The sequence below is a fragment of the Micromonospora noduli genome (genome assembly GCF_003264475.1).
GTDB lineage: Bacteria > Actinomycetota > Actinomycetes > Mycobacteriales > Micromonosporaceae > Micromonospora > Micromonospora noduli.
The window spans coordinates 1-13,938 of the sequence record NZ_PYAC01000027.1 but is presented as its reverse complement, the minus strand read 5'-3'; the positions used below and the strand labels follow the sequence as shown (position 1 = coordinate 13,938).

9 protein-coding genes and 2 pseudogenes are annotated in these 13,938 nt (G+C 71.6%); 5 read left to right on the top strand and 6 right to left on the bottom strand.

Going from position 1 to position 13,938, the window contains the following annotated elements; translation table 11 throughout:
* Positions 1 to 331 precede the first annotated feature (331 nt).
* Both MED15_RS24150 and MED15_RS24145 read left to right on the top strand, forming a co-directional pair.
* Positions 332 to 2,359: a TRAP transporter permease gene (locus MED15_RS24150; RefSeq protein ID WP_425271090.1), complete on the top strand. Its 2,028-nt coding sequence runs from the start codon at positions 332 to 334 to the stop codon at positions 2,357 to 2,359.
* Positions 2,356 to 3,375, top strand: a complete 1,020-nt coding sequence (locus MED15_RS24145; RefSeq protein ID WP_112606206.1) for a TAXI family TRAP transporter solute-binding subunit — start codon at positions 2,356 to 2,358, stop codon at positions 3,373 to 3,375. The genes MED15_RS24150 and MED15_RS24145 overlap by 4 nt, the downstream gene beginning before the upstream one ends.
* A gap of 9 nt (positions 3,376 to 3,384) precedes the next feature.
* Here MED15_RS24145 and MED15_RS24140 read toward each other — a convergent pair whose 3' ends face one another.
* Together MED15_RS24140 and dnaG are read right to left on the bottom strand one after the other, a co-directional pair.
* Entirely contained in the window at positions 3,385 to 3,921 is a 537-nt protein-coding gene (locus MED15_RS24140) for a hypothetical protein (protein WP_112590355.1), read from the bottom strand.
* A pseudogene (gene dnaG / locus MED15_RS24135) lies at positions 3,922 to 5,824 on the bottom strand (DNA primase). It lies immediately after the preceding gene.
* Positions 5,825 to 5,990: 166 nt separating this feature from the next.
* Here dnaG and MED15_RS24130 point away from each other — a divergent pair.
* Positions 5,991 to 7,142: a low temperature requirement protein A gene (locus MED15_RS24130; RefSeq protein ID WP_167457717.1), complete on the top strand. Its 1,152-nt coding sequence runs from the start codon at positions 5,991 to 5,993 to the stop codon at positions 7,140 to 7,142.
* A 7-nt stretch (positions 7,143 to 7,149) separates the two neighbouring features.
* Here the strand turns inward: MED15_RS24130 and MED15_RS24125 are convergent, their stop codons facing one another.
* The 3 genes from MED15_RS24125 to MED15_RS24115 form a co-directional block, all read right to left on the bottom strand.
* Positions 7,150 to 7,998 (bottom strand): siderophore-interacting protein, encoded by an 849-nt coding sequence (locus tag MED15_RS24125; protein ID WP_112590346.1) that lies wholly within the window; start codon positions 7,996 to 7,998, stop codon positions 7,150 to 7,152.
* Positions 7,999 to 8,013: 15 nt separating this feature from the next.
* Positions 8,014 to 9,285 (bottom strand): deoxyguanosinetriphosphate triphosphohydrolase, encoded by a 1,272-nt coding sequence (locus tag MED15_RS24120; RefSeq protein ID WP_112590344.1) that lies wholly within the window; start codon positions 9,283 to 9,285, stop codon positions 8,014 to 8,016.
* 101 nt (positions 9,286 to 9,386) lie between these two features.
* Positions 9,387 to 9,740, bottom strand: coding sequence for a VOC family protein (locus tag MED15_RS24115; RefSeq protein ID WP_112590341.1), 354 nt, complete (start codon positions 9,738 to 9,740; stop codon positions 9,387 to 9,389).
* A 253-nt stretch (positions 9,741 to 9,993) separates the two neighbouring features.
* On the opposite strand from MED15_RS24115, the gene MED15_RS24110 reads away from it, so the two are divergent.
* Positions 9,994 to 10,494 (top strand): roadblock/LC7 domain-containing protein, encoded by a 501-nt coding sequence (locus MED15_RS24110; protein ID WP_112590338.1) that lies wholly within the window; start codon positions 9,994 to 9,996, stop codon positions 10,492 to 10,494.
* Positions 10,495 to 10,536: 42 nt separating this feature from the next.
* On the opposite strand, the gene ppdK is transcribed toward MED15_RS24110, so the two are convergent.
* Positions 10,537 to 13,245, bottom strand: a complete 2,709-nt coding sequence (gene ppdK / locus MED15_RS24105; RefSeq protein ID WP_112590415.1) for a pyruvate, phosphate dikinase — start codon at positions 13,243 to 13,245, stop codon at positions 10,537 to 10,539.
* Positions 13,246 to 13,562: 317 nt separating this feature from the next.
* Between ppdK and MED15_RS24100 the strand changes: the two are divergent.
* Positions 13,563 to 13,938 (top strand): annotated as a pseudogene (locus MED15_RS24100) (glycoside hydrolase family 20 zincin-like fold domain-containing protein); the annotation flags it as partial.

Below are 13,938 nucleotides of genomic sequence, written 5' to 3'. Positions count from 1 at the left end.
AAACACCGATCGATGCCCCACCCGTCAGCCAATCGACGTGTATCGTCCCTTCGTGTCGCCCATCAGCTCGCCCGATGGCTCGCCGCCACCTGCCCGACCAGCCAACTCTCCCGTTGATGGGTCCGCAGCGAGCCCCGGCGGCGGGCCACCCCGACCACGACCGGAAATCGAGCCGACAGAGCCCGACCCAGGCAAGCCCGACCCAAGCGAGCCCGACGCAAGCGAGCCCGACCCGAGCGTCGCCGAGCGGGCGACTCGGGACCTCGCCGCCCAGTTCGAGGACGAGAAGCCGGGACGGGTGCTCTCCGGGCCGGCTGGTCTGCTCCTCACCATGGCGGCGCTGGCGGTCGGCGCTCTGGCCCTGTGGCAGGTGTTCCGCCCTCTGTCGCAGGGCAGCAAGTACTACCTGATCATCTTCCTGGCCGGCGTACTCCCGCTGGTCTTCCTCGCCTACCCGGCCGACCTGCGGCTGCCGGCCCGCCTACGCGCCCGGCGACGACGCGCCAACCGCGCCGAAGCCACCGAGAGCGACAGCGACAGGCGCACCCCGGCACTCGCGTCGTCGGGGCCCACATTGGCCGACTGGGTTCTGGTCGCCCTGGCCGTCGCGGCCTGTCTCTATCCCGTCCTGCCGATCCGGATCGGCAGCGGTGGCGGCGGCTACAACGCGTTCCTCGACCGGCAGGGCCTGCTGGCGCCGACGGATCTGGTGCTGGGCACCGTCCTGCTGCTCCTGCTGCTCGAAGCGTGTCGACGTACCACCGGTTGGATCCTGCCGGCGGTCTGCCTGCTGTTCCTCGGCTACGGCTACTACGGCGGGCTGTTGCCGCAGTCCTGGCCTGTCGCGCACGCCGGGCTCGACTTCAGTCAACTGGTCGACGCGTTCTACAACTCCGACAGCGGCTTCTACGGCACCCCACTCGACGTGGCCGCCTCGTACATCGTGCTGTTCACCATCTACGGCGCGGCGCTGGAGTTCTCCGGGGCCGGGCGGTTCTTCGTCGAGTTGTCGGCGGCGGCGTTCCGACGTTCCCGTACCGCCGCCGGCCGGACGGCGGTGGCCTCGGGTTTCCTGCTCGGCACCGTCTCCGGCTCCGGCGCGGCGACGACGGTGAGCATCGGCGCGGTCACCTGGCCGCTGCTGCGCCGCGCCGGCTACCCGCCGGAGCGGGCCGGCGGCATGCTGGCCGCGGCCGGGGTGGGCGCCATCCTCTCCCCGCCCACCCTGGGTGCGGCAGCGTTCATCATCGCCGAGTACCTGGGCGTCTCGTACCTCCAGGTGCTGGGCTGGGCAACGGTACCGACGGTGCTCTACTACCTCGGCATCCTGCTCGCCGTGGAGATCGACGCTCGCCGGTCCGGCGTACGCCCCGTGGTGATCGACGTCGACTCGCCCTGGCGTCTGCTGGCCCGGTTCGGCTACCACTTCGCCTCGCTCATCGCCATCATCGTGTTCCTCGCGATCGGTGTGTCCGCGACGAGGGCTGTCGTCTTCGCCATCGTGCTCACCGTCGCGTTGTCGTTCCTGGCCCCCAGGAACGAGGACCGCGCGCACCGACTCACCCCGGGCCGGCTGGTGACCGCGCTCGTCACCGGCGTACGCGGCGTCCTCGCCGTCACCGCGGTCTGCGCCGCCGCCGGCATCATCACGGCGACCACCACGAAGACCGGCCTCGGGCCGCAGGCGGCGGCGCTGCTGATCGGCGGGGCGCAGGCGGCCACCTCGGACCCGACGCTGGTGCTGGTGCTCACCGCGCTGCTCGCCGCCGTCGCGCTCACCCTGCTGGGCCTGGCCGTGCCGGTCACCGCGTCGTTCGTGATCGGTTGGGTGATCGTCGGTCCGGCCCTGCTCGACCTGGGTGTCACCGCGCCGGCGGCGGCGATGTTCGTCTTCTACTTCGCGGTGCTGTCCGAGGTGTCCCCACCGACGGCGCTCGCCGCGGTGGCCGCCGCCGCGGTCACCGGCGGCCGGCTGGTGCCGACCATGTGGCAGACCCTGCGGTACGCGCTGCCGGCGTACCTCATCCCGATCGCGTTCGTCATCACGCCGGCCGGGCTCGGTCTGCTCGGCATCGGCGGCGTCCAGCGGATCGCCTTCGCCGCCGGAGTCACCGCGCTCAGCGTGGCGGTGCTCGCCGTCGCCGCCGGTGGCTGGCTGCCCGGCGTGGGTCCTGTCGGCGCCCCGGAACGGGTGCTGGGCGCCCTCGCCGGCGTCGCCCTGCTCTGGCTCGAACCCGTGCCGGTCACTGTCGGCGCGGCACTGGCCGTCGTCGCGGCGGCGGGCGTGTTCATCCGACGCGGCTCCGCCGACCGGTCATCGTCCGGATCACCAGCCAATCCTGTGGAGGAACAACTGTGAGACGAATCGACGTACGGCTCGCGGCGGGCCTGAGCGTGCTCGCCCTCGTCACGGTCGGTGCCGCGGGTTGTGGAGGTCAGCAGGGCGGCGCGGCCACTGACGACACGGCCAGCGAGGTCACCTGCGAGGTGACCAAGGAAACCCGCGTCGGCATCGCCACCGGCAACGCGACGGGCGTCTACTACGTGGTCGGCAACGCCCTGGCCGGGCAGTTGTCCGGGTCGACCGGCGGCAAGCTCACCGGCACCGCCGCCGAGACCGGCGCCTCGGTGCAGAACATCGAGCAACTGGTCGGTGGCCAGTACGACGTGGCGTTCTCCCTGTTCGACACGGCGGTCAACGCGGTCGAGGGCAAGGGCAGTTTCACCGCGCCGCAGCCGGTGGAGGCGCTGGCCCGCATCTACGACAACTACACGCAGGTGGTGGTCCGCAACGACTCCGGGATCACCTCGGTGGCCGACATGCGCGGCAAGCGGATCTCCACCGGTTCACCGAAGTCCGGTACGGAGGTGATCGCCAACCGCTTGCTGGAGGCCGCCGGCCTCGACCCGGCGAAGGACATCCGGGCGCAGCGACTGGACCTGACCAAGACGGTCGAGGGGGTCAAGGACGGCAGCGTCGACGGCTTCTTCTGGTCCGGCGGTCTGCCCACCGGGGGTCTCACCGACCTGTTCACCACGGCCGGCGACTCGGTGAAGTTCGTCGACATCTCGCCGTTGCTGCCGAAGATGGCCGCGTTGAGCCCCGGCTACCAGGAAGGCACGATCGGCCGGGACGCGTACAAGACGGCGGCCGACACCCCGACGATCGTCGTACCCAACGTGTTGTTGGTCCGTAAGGACCTGGACGCCAACGTGGCCTGCGCGATCACCCGGACGGTGTTCGACAAGCGCGACGCGCTGGCCCAGGCGAACCCGGCGGCCAAAGGGATCTCGCTGGAAAAGGCCCGCAGGACCCTGCCGGTGCCGCTGCACCGCGGCGCGGAGAAGGCATTGAAGGACCTCGGCGCCAACTGACCCTTCCGGTCAGAGATCGGCCGGCGCGGTGGCGGCACGGGCCACGCCGACCAGCCGGTCGGTCTCGGCGAGCAGGGCTTCGTCGTCCGCGGGGGTGCCGGGGTCGAGTCGGACCGTCCAGGTCAGACCGTCGGCCCCGGCCACGCGGCGGGCCGCGACCCGCGCCGAGCCGCCGGGCACCGGCTGGTGCTCGGTGTACGCGACCGAGCGGGTCACCCGCGCCCGCACCTGGTGCGGCAGCTCGCGCGGGTCGAGGAGGAAGTACGTCTCGGCCGGGCCGTCGGCGACCACCGTGTAGCCGTCGCGTTCGACGACGGTCTCGGCGGGGGTGACGGTCAGCTCCCGGCCGGACCAGACCGCCTTGAGGATGACGTGCCAACCGAGTCGGTGCCCTCGACCGGGCAGCCACAGCCCGAGGTTGGTGGCGACCACCACCCCGTCGCCCTCGCCGTTGCCGACGGCCGCCCAGGCCAGCACCCGCTCGTCGGCGGTCAGCGGCGGCCGGTCGGCCGGCGGCAGCTTCGGCTTGCGGCTGAACAGTCCCATCTAGAGGCCTCCCGCAGCCTGCTCGCGCAACGCCCGGGCGTGCTGCTCCAGGGACAGCAGCTCACCGAAGGCGGCGAAGTACTCGTCCTTGTTGTTGACCGGGTTGATCCGCTGGATGCGGGACTTGAGGTCCCGGACCCGGGCGGTCACCGACCCGAACTGCACCCGCGCCATGGTGATCGACACGTAGCGCGGGTCCGGTTCGCCGTCGATCCGCAGTGGTTCGACGGCCAACTCACCGACCAGCGCCGCGGCAGCCAGGTCATCGCAGGCGTCGCGGACCGACTCGATCCAGACCGCGCCGCCGGTCGCCGACGCGGCACCACCGGCCGCCGCGATGGCCGTACGCACCGCGACGTGCACCGGGTGGCGGTATTCGGTGGCCTCGACCGCGTCGAACATCGGCCCGGCCAGGACCGGTTGCTGGAGGGCGAGTTTGAGCGCCTCCCGCTCGACCATCGACTGCGGGCTGTCCACCGCCGGCTCCGGGCGGGCCGAGGTCGGCCGGGCGGCGGGGGCGGCCTCGCGGGTGCCGGACGGCGCGGTGTTGCCGGCGGCGAGCACCGCCCGCTGCACCGGCTCGATCTCCATGCCGAGGTCCATGGCGAGCTTGCGGACGTACTCCGGACGCTTCTCCCGGTCCTTCAGGCGCGCGACCAGCGGCGCGGCGTGCCGCATCGCCTCGACCCGGCCGTCGACGGTGTCCAGGTCGAAGCGGCTGATCACGTGCCGCAGCGCGAAGTCGACCAGCGGCTCGCGGCGGGCGACCAGGTCACGCACCGCCAGGTCGCCCTTGGCCAGCCGCAGGTCGCACGGGTCCATGTTGTCGGGGCTGACCGCGATGAACGTGCGCCCGACGAAGCGCTGGTCGTCTTCGAAGGCGCGCAGCGCGGCCTTCTGCCCGGCGGCGTCACCGTCGAAGGTGAAGATGATCTCGCCGGCCACTTCGTCGCTGTCGAACAGGAGCCGACGCAGGACGGAGATGTGGTCCGCGGCGAAGGCGGTGCCGCAGGTCGCCACCGCCGTGGTCACCCCGGCCAGGTGACAGGCCATCACGTCGGTGTAACCCTCGACGATCACCGCCCGCCCCTGCTTGGCGATCTCCCGCTTGGCCTGGTCGATGCCGTAGAGCACGTGCGACTTCTTGTAGATCGGCGTCTCGGGGGTGTTCAGGTACTTCGGGCCGTCGTCGTCGTCGAAGAGCTTGCGCGCGCCGAAGCCGATCACGTCGCCGGCGAGGTCGCGGATCGGCCAGAGCAGCCGGCGGCGGAACCGGTCGATCAGGCTGCCGGAGCGGGCCTCCCGGGACAGCCCGGCCGTGACCAGCTCCTGGTGGGTGAAGCCCTGCTGGCGCAGGTGCTTGGTGAGCAGGTCCCAACCGTCGGGCGCGAAGCCACAGCCGTAACGCTCGGCGGCGGCCCGGTCGAACCCTCGCTGGGCCAGGAACTCACGCGCCGGCCGGGCACCCGCGGTGCTGAGCTGCGCCCGGTAGAACTCGACGGCGGCGGCGTGCGCGGCGACCAGGCGCTGGCGCTGGCCCTGCTGCGGGCGAGGGCGGGGGGCGCTCTTGTCGTCCTCGATGTAGCGCAACTGGATGCCGGCGCGGCCGGCCAGCCGCTCGACGGACTCCACGAAGCTGAGGTGGTCGGCGTCCATCAGGAACTTGATCGCGTCCCCGCCGGCCCCGCAGCCGAAGCAGTACCAGACGTTGCGGGCCGGGGACACGTTGAACGACGGGCTCTTCTCGTCGTGGAACGGGCACAGGCCCTTGAGGTTGCCGCCGCCGGCGGACTTCAGGGTGACTGTCTCGGAGATCACATCCCCGATCGAGGTGCGTTCCCGGACCAGTGCGATGTCCTCGTCCCGGATCCGCCCAGCCATGCGCCACCCCCTCGCCGTACATCCTGCCCTGCCGGACTGACGACACGCCGGCCGGGGGACGCCGGTGTGGCGGCGGCCGCTGCCGGCTGGGCGGTTCCGGCCCGCAGCCGGGTCCGCACGGGGACCATGACCAGATGCGCCGGGTACGGACCAAAGCCCCCCGCCTCCCGAGATGGCTTGCCGATCGGATGGGGCTACCGGGGCAGACCCCGCAGACGGACGAGGCCGGCCACCGGCACGCCACCTGGCTGGAGCTCTTCCTCGACCTCATCTTCGTGTACGCGCTGGCGGCGGTGGTGGCCCGGCTGGGCAACGAACCGTCCCCGTCGCCGAAGGCCGTGCTGGCCGTGATCGGGCTCTTCGTCGTGATTCAGTGGGCCTGGATGGGGCAGGTGTACTACGACACCCGGTTCGATCCGGACGACGCGTTGCACCGACTGCTGGTGCTTGTCGCGTTGGTCGGCGCGGGAGCGATGACTCTCGGGGTCGACGAGGTCCCGGAGAGCGTGCTCCTGCCGGTCGGGTACCTGATCGTGCGGGGTGTGCTGCTCCTGCTGTACCTGCGTGCCTGGCCGACCAGCCCGAGCGCCCGGATGGTGACGACTGTCTATCTGATCGGCTTCGGGTCGGGCTGGTTGATCTGGCTGGTGTCGCTGACCGTGCCCACCGAGCTGCGCCCGGTCCTGTGGATCGTCGCGATGGTCATCGAACTGGCCACGCCCTGGGTCGGGGTGCGCTGGCTCAACCGTTGGCCGGTGGACAACCGGCACCTGCCGGAACGGATCGGCCAGTTCACCATCATCGTGCTGGGTAGCGCGCTGGCCAGCCTGCTCTTCGCCGTGCCGGACCACCCCCCGCCACACATGATCCTCACCGCCGCGATGGCCTTCCTGATCCCGGCCGCGGTCTGGTGGGTCTACACCACCTTCGTCACCACCCGGTTGACCCAGAGCCGGCTACGCGGCGGGCAGGCGTACAGCTACCTGCACATACCGCTCGGCGGTGCGCTGCTGCTGCTCGGCTGGGCGCTCGGGCAGGTGGTTCGGCTGGTCGACGACAACGCCAACCGCCTGCCGCTGGAGCTGCGGCTGCTGCTGGGCGCCTCGATGGTGGTGTGGACGGCCTGCGGGCTCGCCCTGTACTGGCTGTGGACCCGACCGAGCGCCGCCCGGTTGGCGATCGCCGCCTACGGGGTGGTCTCGGTCAGCCTGATCACCGCGACCGTGCACCAGCCGAGGCTGATGCTGTCGCTGCTCTCCCTGGCCATCGTCGGGTACGCCGTACTGCTCAGCCGGCGCCTCGCCCGGGCCGGCAGGGAGATGAACACCCCCGAGGGGTGAGCGGCGCTCAGGCCGCCGCGGCGGGCTCCGGAATGGTTGTCTCCTCGGCCGCCACCTGCTGGTTCCAGTCGGCCTTGGTGGAGCGCCAGCCCTCGTCGTCCATGCCGCGCCGCCAGTAGCCGGAGATGGAGAGCCGGTCGAGGGGTACGCCCCGCTCGCCGCGCAGCAGCCGGCGCAGCTCCCGGACGAAGGCGGCCTCGCCGTGCACGAACGCGTGCACCTGGCCGGCCGGGAACTCCAACGCCCGCACCGCCGCGACCAGCGCCTCGCCCACCGGGCGTTCGCCGCGATGCAGCCAGGTCAGCTCGACCGCGCCGGGGCTGAGCAGCTTCTGCTCCTCCGCCGGGTCGGCGATCTCCACGAAGACGTGGGCGGGGGCACCCAGCGGGAGGCGCTCCAAGGCGGCGGCGATCGCCGGCAGGGCGCTCTCGTCACCGACCAGCAGATGCCAGTCCGCGTCCGGGTTCGGGGCGTACGCGCCGCCGGGGCCGACGAAGTGCACCGGATCGCCGGGACGCAGCGCGGCGGCCCACGGACCGGCCAACCCCTCGTCGCCGTGGTGCACCACGTCGACGGTCAGCTCCCCGGACAGCGGATCCCAGCGCCGCACCGTGTACGCGCGCAGCCGGGGCCACTGCTCCCGGGGCAGGTCCCGGCGGATCGCGGCGAGGTCCAACGGCTGCGGGTACGCGACCCCCGACTGCGGGAACACCACCTTGATGTAGTGGTCGGTGAACTCGCCCACCGGCAGGCCGACCAGTTCGTCCCCACCGAGGACGAGCCGGATCAGGTGCGGGGTGGGCCGCTCGGTGCGCAGCACCCGGGCCGAGGTGACGTTCCTGGGGCGTTCCGTCATGCCAGTTAGGTTAGCCTAAGTTGACTCGTGGTCAATCGGGGGTGTCCCGTTGCCGACCAGGCGGGTGTGCCAGGTCACCGCCGCCGGGTCGGTGAGCGAGGCGACCTGGTCGATCACCACCCGCAGTCTGGCCCGGTCGTCCGGGGCGGCCTCCCACAGCGGGGCGAAGATCGGATCGAGCCCATCCGGGGCACGCCGGACCAGCGCGGCGACCAACTCCGCCAGCATCGTCCGCTGCCGCTCGTAGCGGCCCCGGAAGCCACTGCGACGCATCACGTACCGCAACGCGATGCCCTTGAGCAGCGCACACTGCGCCCGCACCAGGCGGGGCACCACCAGGTCGGCGGCGTAGCGGCGGTGCGGGCCCGGACCGAAGCGCTCCTCCGTCGCCGCCACCGCCGCGGACACGAACAGCCCGGTCACCCCGCTGGTGGTGGCCTTCAACGCGACCTGCGCGCGATGGCTGCCGTCGTACCCGGTGAACGGGGCGAGCAGCGGACCGGCCAGCAGATCGACGAGCACCTCGGCCAGGTCCGCCGCCGACTCCCCGGAGTAGGCGGCGGCCACGTCGGCGCAGAGCGCGGCCCGCTCGTCGGCATCGGTGAGCAGCGGATGCAACGTGACATAGCCACCGTGGATGCCGTCCTCCACGTCGTGCACCGAGTAGGCGACGTCGTCGGCCCAGTCCATCACCTGGGCCTCCAGGCAGCGCCGGTCGCCGGGCGCCCCGGCGCGGATCCAGTCGAAGACGGCCGCGTCGTCGGCGTACACCCCGAACTTGCGCTCCCCCGGCCGGCGTGGCCAGGGGTACTTGCCGATCGCGTCCAGCGACGCCCGGGTCAGGTTCAGCCCGGCGGACGAGCCGTCCGGGGCGAGCACCTTCGCCTCCAGGCGGGTCAACACCCGCAGGGTCTGCGCGTTGCCCTCGAAGCCGCCGCACGGCGTGGCGAGCAGGTCCAGCGCAGCCTCGCCGTTGTGCCCGAACGGCGGGTGCCCGAGATCGTGCGCGAGCCCCGCGACGTCCACCACGTCCGGGTCGCAGCCCAGCCGCGCACCCATCTCCCGGGCGATCTGGGCCACCTCCAACGAGTGCGTCAGCCGCGTACGCAGGAAGTCGTCAGTGCCGGCGGTGTGCACCTGGGTCTTGGTGGCCAGCCGGCGGAACGCCGCCGAGTGCAGCACCCGGGCCCGGTCGCGCTCGTACGGCGACCGGCGATGCCCGGTGTCCTTGGGCGGCTCCTCGACCAAACGCGCCTCCGCCGCCCCCGGCTCAGTCCTCGCGCTCACAAGGCTTCTGTTGTTCGCGACTGCGGGGCTCGCAAGACCGGCTCACTCCTCGCGCTCACAAGGCTTCTGTTGTTCACGACTGCGGGGCTCGCAAGACCGGCTCACTCCTCGCGCTCACGCAGCACGCAGAACTCGTTGCCCTCGGGGTCGGACAGCACGGTCCACTCGACGTCGCCCTGACCGATGTCGACGTGCCGGGCGCCCATGTCGACCAGGCGCTCGACCTCAGCCTCCTGGTTGGCGGGGCGCAGGTCGAGGTGCAGCCGGTTCTTGCGCTCCTTGCCCTCGGCCACCGGGCCGAAGAACAGGGCGGGCAACTGGTCCGGGGACTGGCGGATCTCCACGCCACTCGGAGTCTCGGTGACGACCTGATAGCCGAGCGCCTCGGCCCACCAACGGGCCAGTCGGGCCGGATCGCGGGCGTCGACAGTCAGGCTCTCCCAGACACTGGTCATGCAGTCACCTCTTCCCGTTCGACGCGGCGCCCAATCGGCCGTGTGCGAGCGAGCCAAGATTACGCCCGCCACCACTGCTCGACCCGCTCACGACGCATCGACGAAGGGCACACAACCACCGATTGGCCCGCAGTTGCCGACCGATCGCCGAGGGTTACGGGCTCGCGGCCGGAAGTCGCCACCGGTAGCGTTCCCAGCGCGGAACGTAACCAGCCGACTGACACGCAGAGCCGACCGGTGAGGGGTAACGCTCGTGGACGCAGACACGGTGATGGGAACGGAGCTACGCGGGCTGCGCCAGCGACGACCCGACATCGCCGGCACGGTGCTCGCGGGCACCGACGGCCTGCTCATCTCCAGCGACCTACCCAGCACCGACGCCACCCATCTCGCCGCGCTCGCCGCCGCGAGTTTCGGGCTCGGGCACCGGGTGGCCGACACCGTCCGGCAGGGCGAGTTCCGGGAGTCGGTCGTGTGCACCACCGCCGGCTGCGTGGTCACCTACCCGGCCGGGCGCAGCGCCCTGCTGACCCTCGTCACCGCGTCCGCGGCGGGGGACCTGGAGGCGCTGCACGAGGAGGCGCGGGCGGTCGCCCGCCGGGCGGGGTCGTTCCTGGACGTTCGCGGCGGAGGCATCGGCGCGACGTCCGTACCGGACGCGCACGCCCCGCTGGCCACGCGTACCCCGATGGCGACCCTGCCGGCGCAGTTGCGCCGCTCGTCCCGACCCACCTGGCGTCGCCCGCCGATCTGAGCGCCGGCGGCGGCCGGGTGACCAGGCCGCCGCCGACGTGCGTCAGCGGCTGTCCGACCCGCCGCTCTCCACGACCGCCCGACCGGCCTCCAACCGGGCCACCGGCACCCGGAACGGCGAGCAGGACACGTAGTCCAGGCCGACCTCGTGGAAGAAGTGCACCGAGTCCGGGTCGCCACCGTGCTCACCGCAGATGCCGAGCTTCAGTCCGGGCCGGGCGGCCCGACCCTCCTCGGCGGCGATCCGCACCAGCCGACCGACGCCGTCGCGGTCGATCGACTCGAACGGCGAGATGCCGAAGATGCCCAACTCCAGGTAGCGCCAGAAGAACGCTCCCTCGACGTCGTCGCGGGAGAAGCCCCAGCCCATCTGGGTCAGGTCGTTGGTGCCGAAGGAGAAGAACTCGGCCGCCTCGGCGATCTGCCCGGCGGTCAGCGCCGCCCGGGGCACCTCGATCATGGTGCCGATCAGCACCTCGACGCCGCTGTCCCCGACCACCTCGGCAATGATCTTCTCGGCCTCGGCGCGGACCGTCTCCAACTCCTGCACGGCCCCGACCAGCGGCACCATGATCTCCGGTTTCGCCACCCCGCCGCCGCGGGCACAGCTGACGGCCGCCTCGGCGATGGCCCGGACCTGCATCGCGAACAGGCCGGGGATGACCAGGCCGAGGCGTACGCCCCGCAGCCCGAGCATCGGGTTCTCCTCGTGCATCCGCCGGACGGCGGCGAGCAGCGCCTCCTCCTTGGCCACGTCCTCGCCGCGTTCCTGGGCAACCGCCACGTTGACGGCGAGCTGCTCCAGCGGCGGCAGGAACTCGTGCAACGGCGGGTCGATGAGCCGGACGGTGACCGGCAGGCCGTCCATCTCGCGGAAGATCTCCTCGAAGTCGGCCCGCTGCAACGGCAGCAGCGCCGCCAGCGCCGCCTCCCGCTCGCCCGGGGCCCGGGCCAGGATCAACCGCTCGACCAGCTCCCGCCGGTCACCGAGGAACATGTGCTCGGTGCGGCACAACCCGATGCCCTCGGCGCCGAAGCGCCGGGCCCGGGCAGCATCCGCGCCGGTGTCGGCGTTCGTGCGGACCGCCAGCCGCCGCTTCCCGTCGGCGTGCGTCATGATCCGGTGTACGGCCCGGACCAGCGCGTTGTCGATGTGCTCGGGGTCAAGGCTGCCCTCGAAGTACTGCACGACCTCGGAGGGCATGACCGGCACCTCGCCGAGATAGACCTTGCCGGTGGTGCCGTCGATGGAGACGACGTCGCCCTCGTTGACGGTCTGCCCGGCGACTGTGAACCGCTTGGCCGGCACGTTCACCTCGATCTCGTCGGCACCGGAGACGCAGGTCTTGCCCATGCCCCGGGCCACCACCGCGGCGTGGCTGGTCTTGCCGCCGCGCGAGGTGAGGATGCCCTTCGCGGCGATCATGCCGTTCAGGTCGTCCGGGTTGGTCTCCCGGCGCACCAGGATCACCGACTCACCCTCGGCGGCCAGCTCGACGGCCCGGGCGGAGGTGAAGACCACTGTGCCGGACGCCGCGCCGGGCGAGGCGCCGATGCCCTTGGCGACCGGCTGGAACTCGTGGTCGAGCTGGAAGCGCGGGAACATCAGCTGGGCCAGTTGCGCGCCGTTGACCCGGTGCAGCGCCTCGTCCAGGTCGATCAGGCCCTCGTCGACGAGTTGCCCGGCGATGACGAACGCGGCGGCGGCGGTGCGCTTGCCGACCCGGGTCTGCAACATCCACAGCTTGCCGCGCTCGATGGTGAACTCGATGTCGCAGAGGTCCTTGTAGTGCTCCTCCAGCCGGGCCATGATGCCGAGCAGCTCGTCGTAGGAGGCCTTGTCGAGCTGCTCCAACTCCTGCAACGGCACTGTGTTGCGGATGCCGGCGACCACGTCCTCACCCTGGGCGTTGGCCAGGTAGTCGCCGTAGATGCCCTGCGCGCCGCTGGCCGGGTCGCGGGTGAAAGCGACCCCGGTGCCGGAGTCGGGCCCGAGGTTGCCGAAGACCATTGTCACCACGTTGACCGCGGTGCCCAGGTCGGCCGGGATGCGCTCCTGGCGGCGGTAGAGCACCGCGCGCTCGGCGTTCCACGACTCGAAGACCGCCCGGATGGCCAGGTCGAGCTGTTCGCGTGGCTGCTGCGGGAACTCCCGACCCGTGTGCTTCAGGAAGATCTTCTTGTACGCGTCGACCAGCCCCCGCAGGTCGTCGGCGTCCAGATCCAGGTCGTTGTGGGTGCCCTTGGCGTGCTTGGCCTCGTCGAGCGCGTGCTCGAACTCCTCGCCCGGCACCTCGCAGACGGTCTTGCCGAACATCTGGATGAGTCGCCGGTAGGAGTCCCAGGCGAACCTGTCGTTGCCCCCCGCCTGCGCGGAGAGCCCGACCACGCTCTGGTCGTTGAGACCGACGTTGAGGACGGTCTCCATCATGCCGGGCATGGAGAACTTGGCACCGGAGCGGACGGAGACCAGCAGTGGGTCCTGCGGGTCACCGAGGCGCTTGCCCATCGCGCGCTCCAGCGATTCCAGGTGTGCCTCGATCTGACCGGCCAGCCCGTCCGGCTCCCGTCCCGTCGCGAGGTACGCCTGGCACGCCTCGGTGGTGATGGTGAAGCCGGGCGGGACGGGCAGACCCAGGTTGGTCATCTCGGCGAGGTTTGCCCCCTTGCCGCCGAGCAGCTCCTTGAGCTCCTTGTTGCCTTCGGAGAAGTCGTAGACGTACTTGTGATCGACGGTCTCTTGCGCTGCCACCAGAGCCTCCACAACACACGCGCCGGATTGACACTTAACGAAGGTTCAGTTTTCTTCTTCCCCGGGACGGACCGCCGGTAATCCCGGGGTCAACGTCGATCGGTGGGCGAAGGTTAAGCGAACATCGAGTGACCTGGGACCGTTCGGTGACAATTGGCACAGCCATCACGACTATCCGTGTTCGTACCGGTTTTTGGGAACGCTTCCATGCGCACCATCACGCATCCCGGCCGAGCGTCGTACGCTTGACGCCACGCCAGCCGGTGAACCTCACTTTTGCCATAACCGACGCGAATACACCCCCCGGAGTCGCCGCCGTGTCGACCACCCCCTCCCCCGGCCCCACCGCCGTCCCCGTGCCGCTCTCGGCGGGGGAACCGGACGCGGCCACGCTGGCCCGCGCGGCCGAGCAGACCGCTGGCACATTGCTCGCCCCGGCGGCCCCGCACCGGCTGGCCGAGGTCGTGCCCGCCCCACAGCACGTCCAGCCGGACCCGACCGCCGACTGGGTCCTCCCGGCCGACGCGGTCATCGTGACCAGCGCCAACCCCGCCGCGCTGGCGGTCGCCGAGCAGCTCGCCCAGCTCCTGCGTCCGGCCACCGGCTACCCGCTGCCGGTCACCGACGCCACCACGCCGGAGCCCGCCGGTGGCATCGCGCTGGTGCTCGACGACAGCGCCGACCTCGGCGCGG